The organism is Muricoprocola aceti, from assembly GCF_025567005.1.
Taxonomy (GTDB): domain Bacteria; phylum Bacillota; class Clostridia; order Lachnospirales; family Lachnospiraceae; genus Marvinbryantia; species Marvinbryantia aceti.
Genome location: NZ_JAOQKE010000003.1, coordinates 30,557 through 57,287 on the forward strand (window position 1 = coordinate 30,557; position 26,731 = coordinate 57,287).

Consider the following 26,731-nt stretch of genomic DNA (forward strand, 5'->3'; position numbering starts at 1 on the left):
AGCAACATGGAAAAAATGATCAAAGATCTGGTGCCGGAGCTGGTCTGTACAGATGTGGCATCTATTGTGGAACGACAGCTTCCGTGGGAAGAACTGGATCACAAAACGATTCTGGTGACCGGAGCCAATGGATTTATCAGTTACTATATGGTGCTGGCGCTGTTGATGAGAAATGATCTTATGGACAGTGGCATTAAGGTCATTGGTCTGGTGCGTTCCAGAGAAAATGCAGAGAAAAAATACGGAGAGATCCTGGATCGGGAGGATCTGTCTCTTTGGGTAACCGATGTATGTGAACTGACGGATTGTGGCCGGGTAGACTATATTATACATGCAGCCAGTCAGGCCAGCGCATGGCATTTTGAGCATGATCCGGTGGGTACCATCAATGCCAACCTGATCGGAACGCAGAAAGTGCTGGAGCTGGCGGTCAAATATCAGGCTCAGGTGCTGATGTTTTCCAGCCTGAAGACCTATGGAAGCTTCGGGGATCATCCGAAGGAGTCTATGAAAGAAGAAGATGTGGGATATCTGGATCACACTTCTTATAAGAATTGCTACGCCATTGGCAAACGGGCAGCAGAGACCTTGTGTGCCAGCTATAGCAAGCAGTATGGTATTCCGGTGAAGATCGTGCGGCCAAGTTATATTTATGGACCGACCAGACGTGGGGATGACCGGGTATGGGCGCAGTTCATGGTGAATGTGTTAAATAATGAGGATATCGTGCTGAAAAGCAGTGGTGCTCCTTATCGCTCATATTGTTATGTGACAGATACGGTGGCAGCGGTCTTTACGGTACTGCTAAGGGGAGAAGTGATGCAGCCATATAACATTTCTTCCAAAGAAGGCAACATCACCATCCGCAATCTGGCCAGAGCCGCAGTAGCTGCATTTCCGGAAAAACATCTGAAGCTGAGCTTCGTGAATCCGGAGGATGAAAAAGAGCCTGAGATTACCGCAAAAGTGTGCGAAATACTGGACTCCGAGAAGCTGGAAAGTCTGGGCTGGAAGGCAGAAGTCTCCATCGGAGAAGGCATGAAGCGTGCGATTCAAATCATGGCTGGTGGAGAATGAGATAAAGATTCACGGCCATTGTCCTGCGCGAAATCATGCATATGCATGATTTCTGTGCTTTTGGGGGGTCATGGAATGAACTCCAATAATTGACATTAACAGATAATTCAAGTATGATGAAGTGAGGAATAAATGAGCAGTTTATTTTATATCATAGGAAAAAGCTCTACCGGGAAAGATACGATTTATAAGGAATTGTGTCAGAAGAAGGAGCTGAACCTGAGACCGCTGGTGATGTATACCACCCGTCCGATCCGGGATATGGAAGAGGAGGGCCGGGAATACTATTTTGTGGATGACGTTACACTGAAGCAGCTGGAACAGACTGGAAAGGTGATTGAGAAGAGGGCGTATCATACCATTTACGGTATCTGGACTTATTTTACAGTGGATGATGAGCATCTGGATCTGGAAAAGCAGGATTATCTGGCGATTGGAACGCTGGAATCCTATGAGAAGATCCGGGATTATTATGGTGACCAGAAAGTAGTTCCTCTCTATATTGAAGTGGAAGATGGACTGCGTCTGGAACGGGCACTGGAGCGGGAACGGAAGCAGCAGCCACCAAAGTATGAGGAGATGTGCAGACGTTTCCTGGCAGATCAGGCAGACTATTCTGAGGAAAAGCTAAAAGGAGCCGGAATCACACAAAGATATTCCAATGAAAAAGATTTAATGTCCTGTGTGGAGACACTGGCAGCAGTGATCCGTGAATACGGGCAGAAGTAAAGTAATAGCTGTTCAGGACCTTACGTACCAGTATGGTACTGAGCAGATAATAAAGGTACGTACAGAACTGGGAAGATCCGGTTCAGAAGGGAGAAGGCATGGCAGGATTTGATCATATTATTGGGCATTCTGATGTGGTAGAGCATCTGAAGAATGCAATGAAAATGGATAAGGTATCACATGCCTATATATTTAATGGAGAAAAGGGCTGTGGAAAGAACACTCTTGCAAGGGAATTTGCCAAAGCCTTGCAGTGTCAGGGAGAAGGCGAACGGCCTTGCGGTCAGTGCCAGTCCTGCAGACAGGCAGACGGACACAACCAGCCGGATATCATTGAAGTGTCCCATGACAAGCCAAATACCATCGGAGTAGACGATATTCGTGAACAGGTAGTAGGCGATGTGCAGGTGCGTCCATACAGCAGCCCATACAAGGTATATATCATACCGGAGGCAGAGAAGATGAATCAGCAGGCACAGAATGCATTGCTGAAGACCATCGAAGAACCACCAGAATACGTGGTGATTTTATTATTGACTACGAATGCAGCATCCTTTTTGCCGACGATTCTGTCCAGATGTGTGATGCTGAATATGAAGCCGGCATCTGATGAACTGGTCAGACAGTTTCTGATGGAGCATGTGCAGATACCAGATTATGAGGCAGATATCTGTGTGGCTTTTGCACAGGGAAATATCGGAAAGGCAGAGAGGCTGGCCTCTTCAGAGTATTTTTCAGAGATCAAAGGTGCAGCGATTCATCTGCTGACCCATGTGAAGGATATGGATATCGGGGAGATTTCCCAGTCCGTAAAGGCAGTGACAGAGTTTAAACTGGATATCAGGGATTATCTGGATCTGTTGGCTGTATGGTTCCGGGATGTGTTGTATTTTAAGGCAACCAGTGATGCCAACGGCATCATATTTAAAGAGAATGTAAGAGCAATTACCGGGCAGACCAGACATTGCTCGTATGAAGGACTGGAGCAGATCCTGGAAGGCATTCGCAAGGCGAAGGCCAGACTGACGGCAAATGTGAACTTTGACCTGACGATGGAATTACTGTTCCTGTTAATAAAGGAGAATCAGTAGAATGACAAAAATTATAGGGGTTCGTTTCCGTACAGCGGGAAAAGTCTATTATTTTGACCCTAAGAATATGGAGATTAAGCGGGGACAGCATGTGATTGTGGAGACGGCCCGCGGAACAGAATATGGCCATGTGGTAGTGGGCACAAAGGAAGTATCCAGAGAAGAAGTGGTACAGCCACTGAAGCCGGTGATCCGTGTAGCTACCGCAGAGGATGATGAGCATGCCAGACGCAATCGGGAGAAAGAGCGGGAAGCTATGGCTATCTGCCATCAGAAGATTATCAGGCACAATCTGGATATGAAATTGATTGATGCAGAATATACCTTTGATAATAATAAGATCTTATTTTATTTTACCGCAGATGGAAGAATCGATTTCCGTGAGCTGGTGAAGGATCTGGCCGTGGTATTCAAGATGCGTATTGAGCTTCGCCAGATTGGTGTGAGAGATGAGACTAAGATTCTGGGAGGTGTGGGTATCTGCGGAAGACCGCTTTGCTGCCACACTTATTTATCAGAGTTCGCACCGGTGTCCATTAAGATGGCGAAGGAACAGAATCTGTCCCTGAATCCGACCAAGATTTCCGGAGTCTGCGGCAGATTGATGTGCTGTCTGAAGAATGAGGAAGATACCTATGAGTATCTGAACAGCCGTCTGCCGGATGTGGGAGAGACTGTAACACTTCCAGATGGCGGCAAGGGTGAAGTACACAGTGTCAACGTACTTCGGCAGACTGTGAAGGTGCTGGTGGAAGTAGATGATGGAAAAGAGATGAGCGAGTATCCGGTAGCAGAACTGAAGTTCAGACCGAGAAAGCGTAAGAATACAAAAGAAAAGCCTGTAAAAGAAGCAGTGAAGGAAATGGCTGAAGGCGAACAGGAGACTGGTGCACCAAAGGAATCCAGAGAGCCGAAGGAGTCAAAAGAACCAAAGGAACGTAAGGGCGGCAGAGGCAGAGATGGCGAATCGGAACCGAGGGAACGCAAAGGTAACAGAGAAGGAGAACGGGAATCGAGAGAGCGCAGAAATAACCGCCATGGCAGCCGGCGTGACAGAGATGGCCGCGAAGCCAGAGAGGGAAAAGGCTCAAGAGAGTCCCGGGAAGTAAAAGCAGCCGATACTACAGAAAAGGAATCCTAAATGGAAGTAAAGTTAAAAGCCGGAGAGCGGATTGATGAGCTTCAGCGCAATGGATATCAGATCATTCAGAATGAAAATGGGTTCTGTTTTGGAATGGATGCAGTGCTGTTATCTGGATTTGCCCGTGTGAAGAAGGGAGAGCAGGCACTGGATCTGGGAACCGGAACGGGAATTATCCCTATTCTGCTGGAAGCAAAGACAGAGGGACGACACTTTACTGGGTTGGAGATTCAGGAGACCAGCGCAGATATGGCGCAGCGCAGCGTCTGTCTGAATGATCTGCAGGAAAAAGTGCGTATTGTGCAGGGAGATATCAAGTCTGCAACGGAGCTGTTTGGAAAGGGCTCCATGGATGTAGTGACCTCCAATCCACCGTATATGACAGGACAGCACGGACTGGTGAATCCAGATATGCCAAAAGCCATTGCACGGCATGAGATTCTTTGCACGCTGGAGGATGTGATCGGACAGGCTTCTGCACTTTTGAAAGAAAATGGACGGTTCTATATGGTACACCGTCCATTTCGCCTGGCAGAGATCATGGTGATGATGAGCAGATACCGACTGGAACCGAAGAGGATGAAGCTGGTATATCCGTTTGTAGATAAAGAACCGAATATGGTGCTGATCGAAGGTCTAAAGGGAGGTCGGCCGCGGATCACGGTAGAAAAACCATTGATTGTGTATGAGAAGCCAGGCGTCTATACCAGTGAGATTTACGATATATATGGCTATTAAGAAAAAGGGGGCGTGAGACCTTGCAGGGAAAACTGTATTTATGTGCAACACCGATAGGGAATCTGGAGGATATTACCCTGCGGGTATTGCGCACACTAAAAGAAGTGGATCTGATCGCAGCAGAAGATACCCGTAACAGTATTAAACTGCTGAATCATTTTGAGATAAAGACACCGATGACCAGTTATCATGAATATAACAAGATCGATAAGGCATATTATCTCATTGAACAGATGAAGGATGGAAAAAATGTGGCGTTGATCACAGATGCGGGGACACCTGGTATCTCGGATCCGGGAGAAGATCTGGTGCGTCTCTGCTATGAAGCAGGGATTGAGGTAACATCACTCCCGGGACCGGCAGCCTGTGTGACAGCACTGACTTTGTCTGGTCTGTCTACCAGAAGATTTTGCTTTGAAGCATTCCTTCCATCAGACAAAAAAGAAAAACAGGTAATTCTGGAGGAACTGAAGGAAGAGTCCAGAACGATTATTTTATATGAAGCACCGCACCGTCTGGTTCGTACACTGGAGGAACTGCTGGAGACACTGGGAGAACGACGGGCAACGATCTGCAGGGAACTGACCAAGAAGCATGAGACCGCATTTACCACCACACTGGGACAGGCACTGGAACATTTCCGTGCGACTGATCCAAAAGGGGAATGTGTGATTGTGGTTGAGGGAAAGAGTCATCAGGAAAAGGCCAGAGAGACGCAGGAAAAGTGGGAAGAACTCAGTGTGGAAGAACATATGGAGCATTACCTTTCTCAGGGAATTGATAAAAAAGAAGCCATGAAGAAGGTGGCAAAGGACAGAGGAGTCCCGAAGCGTGTGATCTATCAGGCGCTGCTGACGCTGGCTCTGGTGCTGTTCTGTGTTGGATGCGGAGCAGGGAAAAAGACAGCATCCAACGATCCGTATCTGGGTGTTGCCCAGGTACTGCAGCCTGTGGCGGAGGGAACGGATGTATTATCGGAAGGGGCGTTTGCCCTGGATATTTCCGATACTTCAAAGGGATACACGGTAGCCGCATACAATGGAGAAATGGAAAAGGTCAACATTCAGCTGACCGGGCCAGATGGAATCGTATATAAATATTTTGTAACAGAGGAAGATGGAGAAACGGTACTTCCACTGACAGGAGGAGATGGCATGTATGCATTGGAAGTCTACGAGAATATCGCAGATGATCAGTACAGTGCGTTGTTAAATGACACTTTTGAAGTCAGTCTGGAAAGTGAGTTTCTCCCTTTTTTATACCAAAATCAGTATGTGAACTTCGATGAGAACAGCAAAGCAGTGAGGCTGGCCGGAGAGCTGGCAGCGGATGCTGCTGATGATCTGGATGTGGTGACGAAGGTATTTAATTATGTGACAGAGAATGTCACCTATGATTATGACAAGGCGGAGAATGTAGAGTACGGTTATCTGCCAGATATTGATGAGACACTGGAGACCAAAACCGGAATCTGCTTTGACTATGCAGCACTGATGTGTGCCATGCTGCGATGCAGGGGGATTCCAGCCAAGCTGGATATCGGCTACACCAATGATGGAATGTACCACGCCTGGATCAGCACCTATCTGAAGGATAAAGGCTGGGTGAACAATATCATAGAATTTGACGGAGATACCTGGCAGTTCATGGACCCGACCATGATGGCGGCTTCCGGTACAGAAGCGGAGAAAAAACAGGTAAGCAAAGATACGCAAAATTATATGGTTAATTATGTGCGATAGTGGGAGGGTAATATGAAATCACTGAGTAACGAGGAACTGATGTCTTTTTGCAGCCAGATGGCGATGATTCTTCATGCAGGGATCTCAGCCATTGAAGGTCTGGCAATTATGCGGGAGGATCTTCCAGATGGAGAAGGAAAAAGAATACTGGATGTGTTATATGAACAGATGGAGCAGACCGGTAATCTGGCGGAATCTATGAAAGAGACAAAGGTATTTCCGGAATATGTCAGCAGTATGACAGAGATCGGGGAACAGACTGGACGGTTGGATGAAGTAATGGATGGACTGGCCCTTCATTACGAGCGGGAACGGGATCTGATGGATACCATCAAAAGTGCATTGTTTTATCCGGCTGTGATGCTGGGGATGCTGACAGTAGTGATACTGATTCTGGTGGTTCGTGTCATGCCGGTATTTCATCAGGTGTTACAGCAGCTGGGCGGCGGACTGACTGGTATCTCAGCCGGTATTTTACATATGGGGATGCTGCTTAGCCGTTACAGTATGGTGTTTGTGGGCATTCTGGTTCTTCTGGCAGCTGGCATTGTCTGGCTGTCTGCCACGGAAAAAGGACGGCTGGCATTTCGAAAATGGATGGATCGATCTGGATTTCTGGGAAAAACAGCAGAAAAGATCGCCTGCTCACGGGTAGCAGAAGGCTTAAGTCTCTGCATGTTCAGTGGGCTGGATCTGGATCAGAGCCTGGAGATGACAGAAAAACTGATCACCCAGGAAACGATGAAAAAGAGGATCGACCAGTGTCGTTCCATGATGGCGGAGGGGGAAGGATTTGATCAGGCGTTGATGAAAAGTGGTATTTTCTCAGGACTGTATGGAAAAATGATTTCTGTGGGGATCCGTACCGGATCAGTAGATCAGGTTATGTCTAAGATTGCCGGAGAATATGGGGAAGCAGTGGTGCAGAGCCTGGAGCAGAAAGTAGCTGTAGTGGAACCAACACTTGTGGCAGTGTTGTCAGTTCTGGTTGGACTGATTCTGATTTCTGTGATGCTGCCGCTGATGAATATCATGTCGAATCTGGGCTGATCAGAAGGGAAAAGAAGCAATGAATCGATTTCAGAAAAAACAGGAGAAAACTGGAAAACAGAAAACGGGAGTTTTGCCGATTCTTCTGGCTGTGTTGGTAGTCGGCTGTGTCTGGAATGGCATTACTGTGACGACGGTCCGCACCAGGGCGCAGGAAAAGCAGAGCCTGGAAGAAGCGATACATCGGGATATCGTGACTTGTTATGCACTGGAAGGGGTATATCCGGAAAGCCTGGAGTACCTGAAGGAACATTATGGACTGACTTATAATGAAGACAGCTATATTGTGAACTATGAAGCACTGGGATCTAATCTGATGCCGGATGTAACGGTGATGGAGAAACAGGATACCTGGGGGTGAAAGTGAGGCATGCATAATATGAAGGAGCGAAAACATTCCATAGAGGATCTGTTTATTCTGGTAACATTTCTGGTATATGCCATAGCATTGCTTTTATTTGCATCTCTTGGAGCTACAGTGTACCGGACGGTGACATCTGGGATGCAGCAACATCAGATCCAGAGGACGGCGGAGAGTTATCTGCGGGAAAAAATCCGGCAAAATGACAGAGCAGATGCGATCCAAATCGGTGAAGTAGAAGGGCAGCAGGCCCTGCAGATCACAGAGCAGATCAAAGGGAAAAAATATGTGACCTATATCTATGCAGATGAAGGAATGCTGAAAGAACTGTTTATTTCTGCAGAAAAAGAACCGAAACTGCAGGATGGAACGGCACTTCTGGAGATGCAGAATCTCACATTTGAAGAAGAAGGAGACGGATATCTGAACATCGGTCTTCAGACAGAACAGGAAAAGATGCACAGATTCCTGATTCGGAAAAGGAGTAACAGCCTATGAAAAAAATAAAAACATTCGGATCAGGATTATTTTTGCTGGAGTTGATGATCTCCATTGCTTTTTTTGCCATTGCGGCAGCAGGATGCGTGCAGATATTTGCCAGGGCGCACAGTCTGAGTGGACAGGCAGAAAGACTGGATCAGGCCGTGAGTATTGCCCAGAGCCTGACAGAGGAGAACAGTGGTCAAAATGCAGAGAGCAAAACCTGGTATTATGACGATCAGGGAGTGACTTGTGAGGAAACAAAGGCAGTCTATCAGGCTAAGGTGGCCGTGCAGACACAGGATCAGATGCGGCAGATTCAGGTTACGGTAGAGGACGGCATCAGCAAAACGGTGCTCTATCGGTTAGAGACAGCAGTGTATTGTCCAGGTGAGGCAGATACACGGGCAGGAGGAAGCGATGAATAGAAAAAGTGGATTTACAGGAGCAGGACTGTCTACGCTGCTTCTGGTATTTGTGATGCTCTGTCTGATCGTATTCTCTGTGCTTTCTCTCTCCACGGCCAGGGCAGATCTGGAGATGAGTCAGAAAGTCGCAGACAGGACAAAAGGCTATTATCAGGCGCAGGGCAGAGCCAGCGAACGATTAAAGGCGATTGACGCTGTTCTGGCAAGCCAATATAATGAAACTGATAAGAAAGCATCTTATCTGCAAGGGGCACAGACGGCATTGCAGCAGGAGCAGGATCTGACTGTTACAGAGATGGAGAATGGACAGGGATTGCTTTGTGTATACACAGAACCAATCAATGAGACACAGCAGCTGCGGGTGGAGCTTCAGATCACAGAACCGGAAAAAGAAGAGTCTTATGTGCAGATCCTGATCTGGGAAGCAGAGCAGATAGAAGACTGGAATGGAGATACCGGGCTGCCGGTACTACAGAAGAAATAATGTGACAGAAAAAACGGAGGACAGGCAGAGCCTATGAATATAGAAGAGATCATCGAAAAAGTAAGGCGGATTATGAAAAATGCCATTGACCGGCAGGCATCGGATATTTTTATTGTAGCAGGGCGTGCCCTGACCTGTAAAATAAATGGAGAAATGGTAACGGTCGGAGAGCAGATGATGATGCCGGATGAGACCAGTGAGGTGATTCATGGTATCTACGAATTGGCTGGAAAACGTTCTATGGATAAGCTGCTGACCAGCGGAGATGATGATTTTTCATTTTCCCTTCCCGGACTATCCAGATTTCGTGTCAGCACTTATAAACAGAGAGGATCTCTGGCGGCTGTTATTCGGGTAATTGCATTTCAGCTGCCGGATCCAAAGAAGCTGGGGATTCCGGATGAGGTCATCCATCTGGCAGATTTTAATAATGGACTGGTGCTGGTAACCGGAACGGCGGGCAGTGGCAAGTCCACAACCCTTGCCTGTATGATTGATCATATTAATCATACCAGAGCAGAACATATCATCACACTGGAGGATCCTCTGGAATTCGTACATCGTCATGATAAAAGTATTGTCAGCCAGAGAGAGGTAGTGACAGATACGGAGAGCTATATTACCGCACTTCGTGCGGCACTGCGTCAGAGCCCGGATGTCATTCTTCTGGGAGAGATGCGAGACTATGAAACGATCAATACTGTCATGACAGCAGCAGAAACCGGACATCTGATTTTTTCCACTTTGCACACCCTGGGGGCAGCCAATACAGTGGATCGTATCATTGATGTATTCCCTGCGAATCAGCAGAGACAGATCACGATTCAGCTGGCATCGGTGCTGCAGGCTATCGTGTCTCAGCAGTTGATTCCAGATGTGGAAGGAAAACAGATTCCGGCATTTGAAATCATGGTGATGACACCGGCGATCCGGAACATGATCCGGGAAAATAAGGTGCATCAGATTGACGGAGTGATCTATTCATCCAATCAGACTCAGCTGATGTCTATGGATGCCTGCCTGTTGAAGTATTATAAAGAAGGGCGGATTACGAGAGAGACTGCTCTGGCCTATGCAATCAATCCAGATATGCTGGGGCGGAAGCTGTAAGAAAGTTTAGGCATAAAAATCAGACGGATCCATAAATTACTATAGAAAAAGTAGATTGGATATTTGATCAATGGATTTTTTATGGGCTGGCATGTTGATCTGTGGCATGATCTATGCTGCATTTTCCGGAAATCTGGAGGCTGTGACGGAGATAATTCTGTCATCAGCGAAGGAAGCTGTACAGCTGGGAATTGGTATGGCCGGGGTTCTGGCTTTTTGGACGGGACTGATGGAGATTGCACAGGATTGTGGCCTGGTAAATAGGCTGACTCGCAGTATCAGGCCAGTTATTCGATTTTTATTTCCGGATATTCCGGATGGTCACAGAGCGCAGGAATATATCAGCCTGAATATGATTGCCAATATGCTGGGACTTGGAGGTGCGGCGACTCCTGCAGGTCTGGAAGCGATGAAGACACTGGAACAGATCGAAGAGGAACGAAGAAGTGGAAGAAGAGCTGGCCGGAAGCGGCCTAAGGGTACAGCCAGCAATGAGATGTGTACCTTTTTGATACTGAATATTTCATCCTTGCAGCTGATCCCGGTAAATATGATCGCCTGGCGCAGCCAGTATGGAAGCAGTAACCCGGAGGCAATCGTAGGACCGGCACTGCTGGCGACCGCATGCAGCACGCTGACGGCAGTCATTTACTGCAAGTGGAAAATGAGAAAAGCATCGTAACCGTTCTGCAAACTTTACATACATTTTACATTCACAACTCATAAACTTTACAAAGCCATGTTACAGTAACGATAACTATGGATATAGAACATGAAAAGTAAAGGAGTTATGAGATGGATATATTTTCTGCAATTGCTTTTTTAGGAGGTCTGGCGTTTTTCCTGTATGGAATGTCTATGCTGGGGGATGGTTTATCCAGAGCGTCCGGCGGTAAAATGGAAAAGATTCTGGAGAAGCTGACCAACAGCCGGTTCAAGGCAGTGTTGCTGGGCGCCGGAGTAACGGCGGTGATTCAGTCATCATCAGCGACAACGGTTATGGTGGTTGGTTTTGTAAATGCAGGTATCATGAAGCTGACTCAGGCAGTTGGACTGATTATGGGTGCGAATATCGGTACGACAGCTACCTCCTGGATTCTCAGCCTGACTGGAATTCAGGGAAACAATATCTGGCTGCGAATGTTAAAACCGACTTCATTTGCACCGATTCTGGCTATTATTGGAGCATTTATTCTGATGCTTTCCAAAAATGAAAAAAAGAAAAATGTGGCAACCATTATGGTTGGTTTTGCAATTCTGATGTCCGGAATGACCGCAATGAGCAGTGCAGTGGAACCGCTGGCGGAGGTGCCGGAGTTCGGAGAGATTCTGGTGAAATTCGCCAATCCGGTAGCAGGAGTGCTGGCAGGTATGATTATCACAGCGGTGATTCAGAGCTCATCGGCATCGGTAGGTATTCTTCAGGCACTGTGTGCAACAGGAACTGTCACATATGGACTGGCGATCCCGATCATCATGGGACAGAACATTGGTACCTGTATTACTGCGATTATGTCTGCGATCGGAGCTAGCAAAAATGCAAAACGTGCAGCGGCGATTCATCTGTACTTTAACATGATCGGTACGATTGTCTGTCTGGTATTATTTTACGGAATCAATGCATTTGTACGATTTGATTTCCTGACAGATGCCATTGGACCGGCTAACATTGCGGTTATTCACAGTGTGTTTAATATCTTTACCACAGCACTTTTACTGCCGTTTGGCGATCAGCTGGTAAAACTGGCACAGCTGACAGTCGGAAAACACGAGAAAAAAACAGAGAAAACACACGAAATGCAGATTCCGGTACTGGACGAACGTTTCCTGGAACGTCCGGCACTGGCAGCAGAATATTCTTATGTGGCAGCAAAACGAATGGCGTATCTGTCCAGAGAATCTCTGTTATCCGCACTGGATCTGTTTGAAACATACGATGAGAAGAAAGAAGCTCAGGTAACAGAGCTGGAGGAAACCGTAGATCACTATGAAGATCAGATTGGTTCCTATCTGGTGCAACTGAGCAGTAAAAATTTGTCTGATACAGACAGCCGAAGTCTGACGATGCTGCTCCACTGTATTGGAGACTTTGAACGAATTTCTGACCATGCAGTCAGTCTGATGCGCTCCGCAAAAGAAATGCAGGAAAAAAATCTGCATTTTTCCGAGCAGGCAGAAGCAGAAGTGTCGGTGTTTCGGTCCGCGATAAAAGATATCGTAGATACTGCATTTTCAGCATTTGTAACAGATAATATCAGTGAAGCCAAAAAGGTGGAGCCTCTGGAAGATGTGATCGATGACATCAATATTCAGGTAAGAGACCGCCATGTACGAAGACTTCAGGATGGACAGTGTACGATCCAGCTGGGATTTATTCTGTCTGATATCTGTACGGATATGGAGCGCATTTCCGATCACTGCTCCAATATTTCAGCTTATCAGGTACAGCAGCATGAGAGTGAATATGATCCACATGCTTACTCTACTGAGATTCGCGATCATGAAGAATTCAGACAGCAGAGAGAAAAATACAGAGAACGTTATGTGCTTCCACAGTAACGGAAGCAAAAAACAGGGGGAAGAATAATGGCAGTCATCTATATTGTGGAGGATGATAAAAATATCAGTGAAATCGAGAGCTATGCATTGAAAAACAGTGGGTATACAGTGGATACTTTTGAAAATGCAAAAACATTCTGGAGCAGAGTACAGGACCGTAAGCCGGATCTGGTACTTCTGGATGTGATGCTCCCTGACAGCGATGGAATTGAAGTATTGAAAAAAATGAGACGAAATCCAGACACCAGACGTGTGCCGGTGATTATGGTGACCGCCAAATCTTCTGAAATAGATAAAGTAAAGGGCCTGGATAACGGAGCGGATGATTATATTACCAAACCATTCGGAATCATGGAACTGATCTCCAGGGTAAAAGCGATTTTGCGCCGTATCAATCAGGATGAGGAGGAGAAACAGCTGGTATTCCAGAATATTACACTGGATTGCGAAAAACGGCAGGTGACGCTGGATGGAGCAAACTGTGAACTTACCTATAAGGAATTTGAGCTTTTGAAACTGTTTCTGCAGAATGCAGGAATCGTTATGACGAGGGAGACGATTATGGAAAAAGTGTGGGGAATTGACTTTGAAGGAGAATCCCGCACACTGGATATGCATATCAAGACCTTGCGCCAGAAGCTGGGAGATGCAGGAAAACACATTAAGACTGTACGAAATGTGGGGTATCGAATCGAATGAAAAAGAAAATTAATATTCAATTTGCCATCATAACTATGGTGGCAATTATTTTTACCATGATTGTTTCTGTATTGGTTTATTCTGAACTGTTTCAGAAGGAGGTGCGGGAAAACTTAAGGATCTGTGCCTACGAGCTGAAAAATACCGGGATTTTTGACGATCCGAAGGCAGATTATACCATGAAAGCGGTGGATAATGTGCGTATCACCGTGATCGATACGGATGGAACGGTAGCCTTTGATACAAATGCCAGCATTGGAGATCTGGATAACCATGGACAGCGGCCGGAGATTCAAAAAGCTCTTCAGAATGGAGAAGGGGAAATCATGCGCCGTTCGGCAACCATGAAAAAAACGGCTTTTTATTTTGCATTGCGTCTGGACAATGGACAGGTGCTCCGTGTGGCCAAAGAAGCCAGTAATGTGTGGAGTATGCTGAGTGCTTTATCTCTGCCACTGGGACTGATGTCAGCAGCGCTGATTCTGGTCAGTGTGATCCTGACACATTTCCTGACTGGCAGTATTTTAAAACCGATTGAGCATATGGCATCCCATATAGATGATACCGAGGAGGAAGTGACATACCGGGAGCTGGAACCGTTTATGAAGACGATTCGCAAGCAGCATGAGGACATTGTGAAGAGTTCTCAGATGCGTCAGGAATTCACAGCCAATGTATCTCATGAACTGAAGACCCCGCTGACGGCGATCTCGGGCTATGCAGAGCTGATTGCCAGTGGAATGACAAGTGGGGATGATACGATACGTTTTGCGGGAGAGATCTCGAAAAGTTCCAATCGTCTGCTGACGCTGATCAATGATATTCTTCGTCTGTCTGAGCTGGATGCGTCCACGGAAGTACCGATGGAAGAACTGGATCTGTATGAGCTTGCAGAAAAATGTGTCAGCATGCTGCAGATTAATGCAGAGAAGCAGAACGTAACGCTGATGCTTACCGGAAAGTCAACGAGAATGATGGCGAACCGGGAAATGATGGAGGAATTGCTGTATAATTTGGTCAGCAATGCGATCCGTTACAATCGGCCTTATGGAAATGTGGTAGTGTCGGTGAACCGGGAAGAGGAGCAGGTACATCTGACGGTGGAGGATACCGGAATCGGAATCTCTCAGGCAGATCAGGAACGGGTATTTGAACGATTTTACCGGGTCGATAAGAGTCGCTCTAAGTCTACCGGAGGCACCGGTCTGGGGCTGGCGATTGTCAAGCATGTGGTTCAGTGTCATGGTGCAAAACTGAATATGCAGAGTCAGTTGGGGGCTGGGACAAGAATCGATGTAATTTTTTAAAGATATTGTAATTTTGATATCCTTTTGCTATCCTTATTCTGCTATACTACATATGTAATAGTAGAGAATTTATGTTCACTTGACAAAAGGACAGGGTGAAGTTATATGAAGAGAAATAAATTAGTAAGATTTGGAGGCATTGCGCTGGCAGCAGCCGTGCTGGTTACCGGTACCTGGTATACAGGGCAGGAGACAGATGATTTGTCTATTCCACAGATAGTAGAATATGTAGATACAGAGGATGGAAGTATTGTCATTCCAGAAGAAGAAGTTCCACTGGCGACCAAGCCTATTGTAAAGGTAAAGAAGACAACCAGGAGAAAAGTAAAGAAGTCCAGACTGAAGAAAAAAGCAAAAAAAACAGCCAAAAGAACAAAGCGTAGTAAGAAGTCCAAGACCATAAAAAAAGAAAATTCCAAGAAGAAGGTGGCTACTGCTACCACAGTTCTGACAACGGTAGTATCAGCAACCAAGAAGAATTCCAAGGTAAAGACAGTAACAACGACAGTGGAGACAACGGTGAAGACGACTACAACCAATAAGCCAAAGAGATCATCCAGTGAAGCTGCTGCATCAGCTAATACAGTGACAGCGAATACTGCAGCGTCTGCAGCACAGAGTACATCTTCAGATGAGATGCAGATCGTAAGTAATGTAACGGTACGTTCCATGACACCGAGAGCAGATGCTAATGTGCTGAATGCATTTGAGAATCTGGAGTTCAAGATCGAGATCAACCCGACATCTTCTTACAGTGGATATTTTTCAGTAAAAGCTCATAATATTATCCTGAAGAAGAGCAGTGGAGATACCATCTACCACGAACTGGGACATTTTGTGGGATGGCTGGCAGGTAATGTAGATACCAGTTCTGAGTTTGTAGCGATCTACAACAAAGAGAAGAGTGCTTTGCAGTCAGCGAACTATCAGTATCTGACAAAGAGCAGTGCAGAGTATTTTGCAGAGTCTTACAAAGATTACGTATTATCTCCGCAGAATCTTCAGTCTTCCAGACCACAGACATATGAGTTCGTAAAGAACGCCGTATCCCGAATTACAGATGCAAGAGTTACCAATATCAAGTCTGCATATATGAAGGCATATTGGACATAAAAGAATAAAGGTTACCAGAGAGGCTGCATACACAGGTATGCGGCTTCTTTTTTCTTTCTTGAAAAAAGCCTGTAAAAATGGTATTCTGTAACTATTCAAAGCCTTATTGCACAAGGCTGACAACAGGGATACAGACCAATATCGGGCAACACAAAGAAGGTAAGGAGAGTGACGGCATGCCGGAACAAAAATTAGAAGTCAGAATGCTGGGCGATTTTTCTGTTATGTATGCAGGAAAAGAGATCGTCATTGACCGCAGCTTTGTTTCGAAGACAACACAACTGTTTCAGTTGTTTTTGACTCATGCGCAGGATGGCGTGTCGAAGGCAACATTGATTGATGCACTTTATGGACGGGAAGAAGTGGAGAATAAAAACGGGAGTCTGAATAATACGATCTTTCGTTTGCGCCGCCAGCTGAAAGCTGCCGGTTTACCGGACAGCAACTATATCTGTATTCAGAGCGGAATGTGTACCTGGGATGAGACTATACCGGTCTGGGTGGATGTCTGTGAATTTGAAAAGCTGGTACAGGAAGGCCAGAAGTGCAGTAAGGAAGAACAGCTGGATACATATCGCAGAGCAGTTGCGATCTATGCCGGTGAGTTTTTGCCAAATATGATCGGAGAAGATTGGGTAACGGTGGAGAATGTGCACTGTCGGGATCTTTATGCCAGATGTGTGCAGGAATTGTGTGAAGATGGCATGATGGAAGAACGGTATGAGGAAGTGCTCAGGGTATCTTCAGCAGCGGCTGCTATTTATCCTTTTGAGGACTGGCAGCTGTGGCAGATCGACAGCCTGATGGCTATGTCCCGTTATCAGGAAGCAATGACGGTATATGAAAAGTCTACGCAGCTGGCTTTTGAAGAACTGGGATTGTCTCCGTCACCGGAGATGCTGCGGCGATTCCGAATCATGGGCGAGCATGTCAGCCAGACCGCAGAAGTGGCAGATGATATTAAGAATCGACTCAGTGAAAAAGAAAAAGCCATGGGAGCCTATTACTGTACGTTTCCAAGTTTTGTGGATATTTATCATGTATTTACCCGTATGATGGAACGCAGTGGTATATCTGTGTACATCATGCTATGTACATTAAAGCACGGAAACGGAACAGTAAAGTGGGAAGAGAGTAAGGATCGTGCAGCTTCCAAGAAGCTGGCATCGGCTATTTCCGGTTCCCTGCGAAAAGGTGATTTTTATACCAGATACAGTTATACCCAGTATCTGATTATGTTTTCAGAGATCAAGCTGGAGAATTGCAAGATTGTGTCGGATAGAATCCGGGCTAATTTTGAAAAAAGCTGTTCCGGAGATTATAGCGTAGATTTTCATGTTACGTCGATTGCAGATATTGACCGGGATGAAGATGTACCGGAAAAGTATTTCCTGAATGCCAGTGGCATCTGGAAAGAATAACATAAGTCTGTTGTTTATAAGCAAAGAATATCACGAGTGGGATTCTTTTTTTAAATTCAGTTTATATTTCTCATTTACTATAAAGACCAAGTTTAGAATAATAGCAGAGCGATAGAAAATGGGAGCATATAGAATGAAGAAAAAAGGGCAGTACAAAAATATACCAGTTTGTTTTTGGCAGCAACAGTAACGACTATGCAGGTCACAGGAACCTGGAAGGTTTATGCCGCAGATACCTCAGCTGTGGAACTGGAAGTGGAGGAGGTCTATGCAGAAGAAGGTACTCAGCTGACGAAAGGAGATCCGATCCTGAAGATCACAGATGACATTGTTACAGAAGATGTGATTATTACTGATAATCAAATAAAGCACATAAGAGAAAGACATCCAAATGATTATGAAAGATTTGCAGAGTATTTTTCTGAAATCATTGCAGATCCAGATTATATATTAGAGGCAAACAGGTCTAATACAGCCTTTGTTTTAAAACAAATATTCAATAATAACATTTTTCAAAATAGAAACTAAAAAATGGGCGAAATATTTGTGGTGGTAAATTTTCGTGTCAACCACACGCCGAAGGTACAGACAAGGTGAAAGCCTGAGAGATGCAGGAGCATGGCACGCCTGCCCAATATTTATCTGGTTATATTACTTATGATTTAAAAAGAAGAAGGCTTCAACGATGAGAACAATTATCGTTGAAGCCTTTTGTTTATATACTTTGCTATCAGTTCATCACACACGCTTTATACCCCAGTCCCCGTATGGTATGGATAGAGAAGTCTCTGCTGTCTGCGAATCGCTTCCGAAGTCTTCCGATATGTACACTGACGGTAGCCTCTGTGGATTCGGATTCTGGTCCCCAGATGTCATCCATCAGCTGGTCTCGCGTGAAGATCTGGTTCGGATAAGAGAGCAGCTTATATAACAGATAGAATTCCTTTTGAGGAAGGATAGATTCTTCGCCATGGATGGATACTGTCAGGGTATCATAGTCCAAAGTGGTATCACCGACCTTCAGCTCATGCTCGGATACGATCTTCGCCCGGCGCAGCAATGCCCGGATTCGCAGCAGCATCTCATCTTCATCTACAGGACAGACCATATAGTCATCGACTCCCATGAGAAATCCCTTTTTCACATCTTTCGCCATATGCTTTGGTGCAATCATCAGAATTGGCATATCATTTCCACAGTCTCGCAGCATTTTGGTCAGTGTAAATCCATCCATACCTGGCATGAGTGCGGAAACCAAAAGCAGGTCGATCTTTTTTTCTTCCAGCATATGAAGCGCAATGGAAGCGGAATCGGCACAAATTGGCTGATAACCGGAATGGGAAAGTATAGCGTGATAATAGCGTCTGGAATTTTTATCATCATCTACAATTAAAATGCGAAACATAATATCCCCCTGATCATTTTTATCGAAACACAGTATAACACCAAAATCTGGAAAAACAGCAAAGTTCACTGAATTTTCACAAGTTCACAATATGTTCAAAATTTCGTTCCTTTTATTTAAATTTAGTTTAAATTCAGGTTTTACTATAGCGTCAGCAAACGGGGCAGGCGAGTGCCAGAACGGACAGTTCTCAAAAGCCCTGAACAGAGAAGTAAATTTGGAAGCAAAGGAGTATGCAGATCATGAGAAAGAGACAACTGTATTTGAACAATCAGTACACTACAAATGAGAAAGGAAGAGGCAAGCGATCCAGATTAAAGACGATTGGTATGACAGCAGCACTTCTGAGTATGGTCAGTCTCGTGACACCTGCAGCAGTCTATGCCGCACCACAGACTGATACTGAGACACAGGAAGTGACCTCAGCCAGTGCATTTGAAATGAGCACCGCTTATCCAGGTATTTCTGTAAAACCAGGTGAGACCACTACATTTGATCTGGACTTTATCAATCAGACCGGCAGCGGTCAGGATGCAGCACTTAGCATTAAGGATCTGCCGGACGGATGGAATGGATATTTCCGTGGAAATGGCGGCCAGATCAATAAAGTACATATTCAGTCATCCAAAGACGTGTCAGAAGGTCTGGCAACTTTAAGTCTGACAGTTCCAGAAGGAACAGCAGAAGGTGACTACAATGTTACAGTAGAAGCAGTCACAGACGACGGGGAAACCAGTGATGTGACATTGACACTGAATGTATCAGAGGAAGAGAACGGAGCCAGCACCTTTACTGCAGAATATGCAGAGCAACAGGCAGCATCTGGTACCGCATTCAGCTTTGATACTACATTGGTAAATAACAAAGGAACGGAACAGTCTTTCAGTCTTTCCGCAGAAGCACCGGAAGGATGGCAGGTAACATTTACTCCATCCGGAGAAAGCAATGCAGTAGCAAGCCTGAACGTAGATGCAGGTGCCAGCCAGGGTATTACCGTAGCAATTACACCGCCTGAGACATTGACACAGGGAGATTACACAATTCCGATTTCTGCAATTTCCTCTTCAGAAAAGCTGTCAACAGAACTGAAAATGACCATTACCGGATCTTATGCAGTGGAAGTATCCACACCAAGTGGTAACTTAAGTGTAGATGCTTATGCTAATGCAAAGAAAGCAGTAACCTTATCCATTACCAATACAGGTAACGTTGATCTGACGAATCTGAATCTGACATCTTCTGCAGCCAGCAACTGGGATGTGAGCTTTGATGAATCTACGATTGATCTTCTGGAAGCAGGTGCTACCAAGGAAGTAACTGCTTATATTACACCGGATTCGGATGCAATTACCGGTGATTATGTAGCCTCTGTCACAGCAGCGAATGATGTAGCTACTTCTACCGCAAGCCTGCGTGTATCTGTAAAGACACGTACCAGCTGGGGACTGGCAGCAGTTGCCATCATTGTAGTTCTGGGAGCAGGTCTTGGCTATGTATTTAAAAAATACGGGAGAAGATAAGTTATGGGCGAAGTAATTATTCAGACAAGTGGGCTGACGAAGCGTTATGGTGAAAAGATTGCGGTGAATCAGTTGAACCTGTCTATCAAAAAAGGTGAGATATTTGGTTTGCTGGGGCCTAACGGTGCCGGCAAAACCACAACGATCCTGATGCTTCTGGGACTGACAGAACCGAGTGCCGGTACAGCTACGATCTGCGGGATGGATTGTACCAGAAACGCCCTTGGCATCAAGAAGATTGTTGGATATCTGCCGGATAATCCAGGCTTTTACCAGGATCTGACCGGCAGACAGAATCTGGCATTTACCGGACGTCTGAACGGATTGTCTGAAGAAGAAATAAAGAAGCGCAGTGATGAGGCACTGAATCGTGTCAGACTGGAAGATGCAGCGGATAAAAAGACGGGCACTTATTCCAAAGGTATGCGTCAGAGACTTGGCATTGCAGATGTGTTGATGAAGGATCCGGAGATTATCATCATGGATGAACCAACACTGGGACTGGATCCGGAAGGTATGCGTGAGCTTCTGGAATTAATGACACAGATGTCAAAGGAAGATGGCAGAACGCTGTTGATTTCTTCCCATCAGTTGTATCAGGTACAGCAGATCTGTGACCGGGTTGGCATTTTTGTAAACGGTAATCTGGTAGCCTGTGGAGAGATCGAAGATCTGGGGCATCAGGTGCAGGACAGTACGAAGTATTCTCTGGAACTGCAGGTTGACCCATGTGATGATAAAGTACTGGCAGAGATCAGCAGACAACCGGGAGTGTCCAGTATTCAGAAGGAAGGAAATATGTTTGTGGTAGAATCGAAGTATGATATTCGTTCTCAGCTGACGTCCTTCCTGGGCAGCCATGAATATACGATTCAACATCTCCATCAGAGAGGCGGAGATCTGGATGCCATCTATCGAATGTACTTTGAGCGGGCAGAAGCAGAGGCAGAAGCCATTGCCATGAAAGCCACCCAGAAGGGAAAATTACATAACAGATTATTCAGGGGAGGTGGCACGAAATGACCGCAGCAGTATTAAAAAAAGAAAAGGCAGCCGTGAAAAAAGAGACCGGTAACCAGGCTGGAAAACATACTGGCCTGATGGCACTCTATCATAAAGAACTGGCAGATCATCTGCGCAGTAATCGTTTCCTGATCATCCTGTTATTGATTCTGGGAACCAGTATTGCCAGTCTGTATGGAGCAGTAAGTGGTTTGTCGGATGCCATATCCCAGGATAGTAACTTTGTATTTTTGAAAATTTATACCACCAGTGGCAATTCCATTCCATCTTTCATGAGTATCATTGCTCTGATGGGTCCATTCGTGGGATTGACTCTTGGATTTGATGCTATTAACAGTGAGCGAAACAATGGGACGCTGAATCGACTGGTGGCACAGCCAATTTACCGCGATTCGATCATCATTGGAAAGTTCCTGGCAGGAAATGCTGTGATTATGATCATGGTATTTACGATGGGTATTTTTGTAGGAGCTGTTGGCGTTATGGCAACTGGTCTGGTACCACAGACCGAAGAGGTACTGAGAGTACTGACATTCCTGATTTTCACCGTGGTCTATATGGACTTCTGGCTGGGACTGTCGATTCTGTTCTCAGTTGTGTGCAGACATTCTGCTACATCTGCTATGGCGGTTATCGCTCTGTGGATCTTCTTTACCATCTTTATGAGCATGGTAGCAAATATCATTGCCAATGCGGCATACCCGATTACCACACAGTATCAGGCGATGCTGAATACGATGAACAATTATACTCTGAAGCTGGGGCTGAACCGTATTTCTCCATATTATCTGTATAGTGAAGCGGTTTCAACGGTTATGAATCCTACTGTTCGTTCCGTCAATGTAGTCACTATGCAGCAACTGGAAGGTGCCATTTCAGGATACCTGTCCTTTGGACAGAGCCTGCTTCTGGTATGGCCGCATCTGACTGGATTGATTGCGCTGATGCTGGTAGCATTTGGTGGATCTTATATCGGATTTATGAGACAGGAGATCAGAAATTAAGAGATTTGTGAAAAAGTCCTTGACAGCAGAGACAAAAGAGAATAATGTGAGGTAGAAAAAGTTCTGGCTTGCTTTTATGCAGGGCAGAACTTTTTGATGGAAAATTATCGAAGTTGTATCATGAGGAAGAATGTTATGGAAAAAAATATGGCAACGGGCAGCTCAGGAAAGAATATCCTGTATTTTGCACTGCCGGTATTTGCGGGAAATCTGTTTCAGCAGATTTACAATGTAGTAGATACGGTGATTGTGGGAAAGTTCGTCAGTACGGAAGCATTGGCGGCGGTGGGATCTACAGGAACCATTAACTTTATGATTTTGGGTTTTATGACAGGATTAATGGCTGGAATTACCGTGCTGACCAGTCAGCGTTTTGGTGCGGAAGACATGCGGGGAATGCGCAGAAGTGTAGCTTCTGCAGGAATGATTGCTATTGCGGCGACCATTATTCTGACGGCGATCAGTCTTTTGGGAATGCATCGCTTGCTGGTGTTGATGAATACACCGGATGATATTTTTGATGATGCATACCAGTATATTATGATTATCTGTGCCGGAATTCTAGTACAGGCATTGTACAACCTGTTTGCCTGCATCTTAAGGGCACTGGGAAATAGTAAGGTGCCACTTTACTTTTTGTTGTTTTCTGCATCTATGAATATCATACTGGACCTGGTATCTATTATTGTATTAAAAATGGGTGTGGCAGGAGCTGCTTATGCAACGGTCATTTCCCAGGGAGTTTCTGCGGTGCTGTGTTTTATCTATATGGTAAAGAAAGTACCAATTCTTCACCTGACCAGAGAGGATTTTCATGTAGAAGGCAGACTGATCAAAAACCAGCTGGCTGTGGGACTGCCGATGGCATTTCAGTATTCCATTACTGCTATTGGAACCACGATGGTACAGATGGCATTGAACACACTTGGATCTACTTATGTAGCAGCGTTTACTGCAGCCTCCAAGTGTGAGCAGATGGCCGGTCAGGCATACATAGCACTGGGATCCGCTATGGCGACCTTTGCGGCACAGAATGTGGGTGCAGGACGTTATGACCGGGTGCGTAAGGGATTTGCCAGAGCCACCATGTTTGGCGTTATCTTTTCGGTTGTAATTGGTCTGGTGATGTATTTCTTCGGATATATCGTGACGGGACTGTTTGTTACAGGCGATGCAACGCAGATCGAAGGTATGGTAGATACTTATATGAAATACACAGCATTGTTCCTGATACCACTTACTGTGGTGAATGTCTACCGAAATGGTATCCAGGGTATGGGATATGGCTTGCTGCCAATGACTGCCGGAATTGCAGAGCTGGTGGGGCGTGGAAGCGTGGCGTTGATCGCCATTCACTATCACAGTTATGCAGGCGTATGTCTTGCCAGTCCGATGGCATGGATCCTGGCATCTGCATTGCTGCTGACCATGTATTTTGCCATTATGAAAAAGCATCCGATGCCAAAGAAAAACTACTAATATTAGTATAGGAATGATCCTCTTTTCCCGATATAGTATATATACTCTAGAAAGTATGTGAATCAGGAAAGGGGGATTTTTTATGAACAGGAAAAAAGCAGTTGAAAGAAATTGCAGATTATGGATGATCCTGGCAATGCTGGTTACATTGTTGATGGCAGTGGCAGTTCCGAAGCATATTGTGCAGGCAGAGAATCGGCAAAACATAATCTGTAAGGAAATAAATAAGTCAGTGAGCAAGGAATTTGATGGGACTTTCAAGGAGCAAACCTGTACGGTAGTATTAAAAAATGCAACGTCGTACAGAATGAGAATGGATATTACAATTAATGTGCAAAGGACGAACATAATACAAGCAGATCAAAAGCTGGAGCAGTTTTTGTGTAAAAATGCCGGTACAGGATTGTTAACAACTTTGAATGGCTACGTTATTATGGAGTCAGGGGAAAACGCACAGATGCTATTCCAGTTTAATTCAGTATATACAGGTACTAGCAAGATCACGGTAAAGCCTTCTCTGGCGACAGTGGCTGAAAACGGTGGCAGTTCTTTCCAGGCTGCGAAGTCAGTAGGTGTGAGTGCGGAAGAGACAGGAATTATCTGTTCCGGTAATAATATATTCCAGAATGGAAGATATTTTACATTTTATACGCCAAACCGCAGGCTGCAGAATCTGATGCTGACTGCTGAAAATGGAAAAAAGGTCATGGCATATCTGTATAGCGGAAATGACAGTGGTATGAAGAATGCATTGCTGAAAGTGGAATCTGGCGGACAGGAGAGCTACGGATCAGTCTGGCTGGAACCGGGCACTTATGTGCTGGCTATTGGTGCAAAAGGAAATGGACAGTATGCAAGCTATCGCTATCGAATGACAGGAAGAGATTATATTCGGGCGACAGGCGTATCACTGACCTGTACAGAAAGCGACCTGACGATTGATGAAGGAACCCGTTATACACCAAGAACTTTTACATTTGTTGCATCTACGATCCCTGCAAACAGTGACGATAAGCTCAATCAGATAGAGAGCAGTGGCAAGATCTCCTGTCAGACAGAAGGAAGCGTTTACGGAGAAAATACGAAAAGCTTTACAGTGACCTTTGATGCTTCTGGCTATAGGGGATATCAGGCTGGCTCTGCTACGATTAAGGTAACATCCACCAATGGGCTGACGTCTGCAGGATTATCTGTTTTTGCAAAAGCCGGTACGCCGTCTGTTCCTTACTACAAAGTTTATCCAACTCAGGTGGTATTTTCTGTTCTGGCAAATGGAAGTCATGGATCCAGTGATGTAGCTGTTTATCAGAAATCAGGTTCGAGCTGGAAACGTCTTGGCAAGAATCAGAAGGGTGAAACGGTTGCGAACAAACTGAAAGCAAATACCAATTATCAGTTTAAATTTGTGGAATCTGCGCAAAAAGCAGATGGAACATGGGTAGAAGGAACACCTCTTTACAAAACAATACGGACACAGCGGAAAGAAAAACCTGCAATCCGTTCCGTAAAAGTATCAAAGGTTAAAGTGAGATACAAATGGAAATATCTGACGTATGTGGGCTGGAGAAAATGGTGGTATACAGACTTCAGAGTAACGGTTACACTGAAGAAAAAACTGCCGGCCGGACAGAAGCTGTACATCAACGGAAGACAGGCCAGCGGAAAAGGTAAAAAATATAGTATGTATTTTTCACTGAATGGTAAAAAGAAAGGAAAATCTTATACACTGAGCATTCAGCCATATGGACGAAAAGGTGATGCAGAGATGTTCGGAACATCTATGAAGAAAAAAATACGTATCAGATAAAATCCCGTTCCTAATGATCTGTCTGCTCGACCGAGGAGTGGAAAAAGAATTCCGAGATATCAGAGAGTTAATTGACAGAATTGTGAAATATAGTTTCTCAGAGTCGAAAAATGTCAGGAAAAGTCTTGGTGAGATTATGGGCGGACAGGTACTGGAATTAGAATCAGACAGGTTGATAAAGAAAGGTGAGCAATTAGGTGAGGCACGTGGCAAAGAAATTGGAAAAGAGAATCGCCTGGATGATTTAAAAAGATGTATAGAGGATCCTGTATATCGAAAGAAATTACTGAATGAGATGCAGGGTATCCTGGAATAGGTTGCGACAAAACAGTTTATATTAGGAAACTCCCGGAATTGCTAAAATACAGTTTCGGGAGTTCTTTCTGTTATCTTGATTCAGGTGCCAGATCCAGTGCGTCTACAATCGCAGAAACTGTCTGGGAAATATTCCGATTATTTTCGGAGATCTTTACATGTGCATATTTGTGATAATATGGCAGGCGTTCTTCATAAATGTCTCTGAAAGAATTGCCATGGCGGAGAATGACTCCCCGGCGTTCGAAGTTACCAACACGTTTTTTCAGAATTGGGTATTCTACATCCAAATAAACAACAGTGCCAATTTCCTGAAAATGTTTCATTGCATTCTCACCGAAAATAGCACTTCCTCCAGGGGCGATGACACATTTGGATACGTCTACCTTGCTGTTGATGCGATCCTCAATATTAATAAACTCTTCGACACCTTTCTCTTCAATGATCTGCCATAAGAGCTTTCCTTCTTCTTCCTGAATGATCAGATCGGTATCGACGAACTGATAACCCAGCACCTTTGCGAGAACGACACCTATGGTGCTTTTTCCTGCACCTGGCATACCGATTAAGATAATATTATTTTTATTCATATGTAAAACCTTTCTTTTTTAAATACATATCATTTCAATATTCTACTATACCGTACCT

26 protein-coding genes and 2 pseudogenes are annotated in these 26,731 nt (G+C 45.1%); 26 read left to right on the forward strand and 2 right to left on the reverse strand.

Translation table 11 applies throughout. The features are described from left to right. The first annotated feature begins 6 nt into the window (after positions 1-6). The 20 genes and pseudogenes from OCV47_RS04015 (at position 7) to OCV47_RS04110 (ending at position 18,058) form a co-directional block, all read left to right on the forward strand. Positions 7-1,077: an NAD-dependent epimerase/dehydratase family protein gene (locus tag OCV47_RS04015; RefSeq protein ID WP_262653959.1), complete on the forward strand. Its 1,071-nt coding sequence runs from the start codon at positions 7-9 to the stop codon at positions 1,075-1,077. A 132-nt stretch (positions 1,078-1,209) separates the two neighbouring features. Continuing rightward, positions 1,210-1,806: a nucleoside/nucleotide kinase family protein gene (locus tag OCV47_RS04020; protein ID WP_256299784.1), complete on the forward strand. Its 597-nt coding sequence runs from the start codon at positions 1,210-1,212 to the stop codon at positions 1,804-1,806. Between the two features lie 98 nt (positions 1,807-1,904). Then, positions 1,905-2,897: a DNA polymerase III subunit delta' gene (gene holB / locus OCV47_RS04025; protein WP_262653961.1), complete on the forward strand. Its 993-nt coding sequence runs from the start codon at positions 1,905-1,907 to the stop codon at positions 2,895-2,897. A gap of 1 nt (position 2,898) precedes the next feature. After that, positions 2,899-3,780, forward strand: a pseudogene (locus tag OCV47_RS04030) (PSP1 domain-containing protein); the annotation flags it as partial. A 258-nt stretch (positions 3,781-4,038) separates the two neighbouring features. Continuing rightward, positions 4,039-4,776, forward strand: a complete 738-nt coding sequence (locus OCV47_RS04035; protein WP_117448868.1) for a tRNA1(Val) (adenine(37)-N6)-methyltransferase — start codon at positions 4,039-4,041, stop codon at positions 4,774-4,776. A 20-nt stretch (positions 4,777-4,796) separates the two neighbouring features. Next, positions 4,797-5,630: pseudogene (gene rsmI / locus OCV47_RS15975) on the forward strand (16S rRNA (cytidine(1402)-2'-O)-methyltransferase); the annotation flags it as partial. Positions 5,631-5,930: 300 nt separating this feature from the next. After that, a complete protein-coding gene (locus tag OCV47_RS15980) occupies positions 5,931-6,518 on the forward strand; it encodes a transglutaminase-like domain-containing protein (protein WP_262654177.1) in 588 nt (195 codons plus the stop codon). A 12-nt stretch (positions 6,519-6,530) separates the two neighbouring features. After that, positions 6,531-7,568 carry a type II secretion system F family protein gene (locus OCV47_RS04050; RefSeq protein ID WP_262653963.1) on the forward strand — a complete coding sequence of 346 codons (1,038 nt, stop codon included), beginning with the start codon at positions 6,531-6,533 and terminating at the stop codon, positions 7,566-7,568. A 19-nt stretch (positions 7,569-7,587) separates the two neighbouring features. Next, positions 7,588-7,929 (forward strand): hypothetical protein, encoded by a 342-nt coding sequence (locus OCV47_RS04055; RefSeq protein ID WP_262653964.1) that lies wholly within the window; start codon positions 7,588-7,590, stop codon positions 7,927-7,929. Positions 7,930-7,947: 18 nt separating this feature from the next. After that, the gene (locus OCV47_RS04060) at positions 7,948-8,427 is read left to right on the forward strand and encodes a DUF4860 domain-containing protein (RefSeq protein ID WP_256299790.1); all 480 of its coding nucleotides are present in this window, start codon (positions 7,948-7,950) and stop codon (positions 8,425-8,427) included. Further along, positions 8,424-8,837: a hypothetical protein gene (locus tag OCV47_RS04065; RefSeq protein WP_262653966.1), complete on the forward strand. Its 414-nt coding sequence runs from the start codon at positions 8,424-8,426 to the stop codon at positions 8,835-8,837. Before OCV47_RS04060 ends, OCV47_RS04065 begins: the two co-directional genes overlap by 4 nt. Beyond that, positions 8,830-9,321 carry a hypothetical protein gene (locus OCV47_RS04070; protein WP_262653967.1) on the forward strand — a complete coding sequence of 164 codons (492 nt, stop codon included), beginning with the start codon at positions 8,830-8,832 and terminating at the stop codon, positions 9,319-9,321. Before OCV47_RS04065 ends, OCV47_RS04070 begins: the two co-directional genes overlap by 8 nt. A gap of 33 nt (positions 9,322-9,354) precedes the next feature. Continuing rightward, the gene (locus OCV47_RS04075; RefSeq protein WP_262653969.1) at positions 9,355-10,431 is read left to right on the forward strand and encodes a type IV pilus twitching motility protein PilT; all 1,077 of its coding nucleotides are present in this window, start codon (positions 9,355-9,357) and stop codon (positions 10,429-10,431) included. Between the two features lie 70 nt (positions 10,432-10,501). Continuing rightward, entirely contained in the window at positions 10,502-11,113 is a 612-nt protein-coding gene (locus OCV47_RS04080; RefSeq protein ID WP_262653970.1) for a nucleoside recognition protein, read from the forward strand. Positions 11,114-11,226: 113 nt separating this feature from the next. After that, the gene (locus OCV47_RS04085) at positions 11,227-12,990 is read left to right on the forward strand and encodes a Na/Pi cotransporter family protein (RefSeq protein ID WP_262653971.1); all 1,764 of its coding nucleotides are present in this window, start codon (positions 11,227-11,229) and stop codon (positions 12,988-12,990) included. Between the two features lie 27 nt (positions 12,991-13,017). Beyond that, positions 13,018-13,689 (forward strand): response regulator transcription factor, encoded by a 672-nt coding sequence (locus OCV47_RS04090; protein ID WP_117448875.1) that lies wholly within the window; start codon positions 13,018-13,020, stop codon positions 13,687-13,689. After that, positions 13,686-14,996 (forward strand): sensor histidine kinase, encoded by a 1,311-nt coding sequence (locus tag OCV47_RS04095; RefSeq protein ID WP_262653973.1) that lies wholly within the window; start codon positions 13,686-13,688, stop codon positions 14,994-14,996. Before OCV47_RS04090 ends, OCV47_RS04095 begins: the two co-directional genes overlap by 4 nt. Positions 14,997-15,101: 105 nt before the next feature. After that, positions 15,102-16,109 (forward strand): anthrax toxin lethal factor-related metalloendopeptidase, encoded by a 1,008-nt coding sequence (locus OCV47_RS04100; RefSeq protein ID WP_262653974.1) that lies wholly within the window; start codon positions 15,102-15,104, stop codon positions 16,107-16,109. A 176-nt stretch (positions 16,110-16,285) separates the two neighbouring features. Then, complete coding sequence (locus tag OCV47_RS04105) at positions 16,286-17,530, forward strand: AfsR/SARP family transcriptional regulator (RefSeq protein WP_262653975.1); 1,245 nt, start codon at positions 16,286-16,288, stop codon at positions 17,528-17,530. A 174-nt stretch (positions 17,531-17,704) separates the two neighbouring features. Further along, positions 17,705-18,058: a PBECR2 nuclease fold domain-containing protein gene (locus tag OCV47_RS04110; protein ID WP_262653977.1), complete on the forward strand. Its 354-nt coding sequence runs from the start codon at positions 17,705-17,707 to the stop codon at positions 18,056-18,058. Between the two features lie 202 nt (positions 18,059-18,260). On the opposite strand, the gene OCV47_RS04115 is transcribed toward OCV47_RS04110, so the two are convergent. Continuing rightward, the gene (locus OCV47_RS04115) at positions 18,261-18,935 is read right to left on the reverse strand and encodes a response regulator transcription factor (protein WP_262653979.1); all 675 of its coding nucleotides are present in this window, start codon (positions 18,933-18,935) and stop codon (positions 18,261-18,263) included. 242 nt (positions 18,936-19,177) lie between these two features. On the opposite strand from OCV47_RS04115, the gene OCV47_RS04120 reads away from it, so the two are divergent. From OCV47_RS04120 to OCV47_RS04145, 6 genes are all read left to right on the forward strand, one after another. Continuing rightward, positions 19,178-20,455 carry an NEW3 domain-containing protein gene (locus OCV47_RS04120; RefSeq protein ID WP_262653980.1) on the forward strand — a complete coding sequence of 426 codons (1,278 nt, stop codon included), beginning with the start codon at positions 19,178-19,180 and terminating at the stop codon, positions 20,453-20,455. A gap of 3 nt (positions 20,456-20,458) precedes the next feature. Next, positions 20,459-21,478 carry an ABC transporter ATP-binding protein gene (locus OCV47_RS04125; RefSeq protein WP_262653981.1) on the forward strand — a complete coding sequence of 340 codons (1,020 nt, stop codon included), beginning with the start codon at positions 20,459-20,461 and terminating at the stop codon, positions 21,476-21,478. Between the two features lie 77 nt (positions 21,479-21,555). Next, the gene (locus OCV47_RS04130) at positions 21,556-22,482 is read left to right on the forward strand and encodes an ABC transporter permease (protein WP_317244137.1); all 927 of its coding nucleotides are present in this window, start codon (positions 21,556-21,558) and stop codon (positions 22,480-22,482) included. 135 nt (positions 22,483-22,617) lie between these two features. Further along, entirely contained in the window at positions 22,618-23,961 is a 1,344-nt protein-coding gene (locus tag OCV47_RS04135) for an MATE family efflux transporter (protein WP_262653986.1), read from the forward strand. 82 nt (positions 23,962-24,043) lie between these two features. Then, entirely contained in the window at positions 24,044-25,768 is a 1,725-nt protein-coding gene (locus OCV47_RS04140) for a hypothetical protein (protein WP_262653988.1), read from the forward strand. Positions 25,769-25,904: 136 nt separating this feature from the next. Then, positions 25,905-26,084 (forward strand): hypothetical protein, encoded by a 180-nt coding sequence (locus OCV47_RS04145; RefSeq protein WP_262653990.1) that lies wholly within the window; start codon positions 25,905-25,907, stop codon positions 26,082-26,084. Positions 26,085-26,154: 70 nt separating this feature from the next. Here OCV47_RS04145 and OCV47_RS04150 read toward each other — a convergent pair whose 3' ends face one another. Next, the gene (locus tag OCV47_RS04150) at positions 26,155-26,673 is read right to left on the reverse strand and encodes a shikimate kinase (RefSeq protein WP_262653991.1); all 519 of its coding nucleotides are present in this window, start codon (positions 26,671-26,673) and stop codon (positions 26,155-26,157) included. Positions 26,674-26,731: the final 58 nt, after the last annotated feature.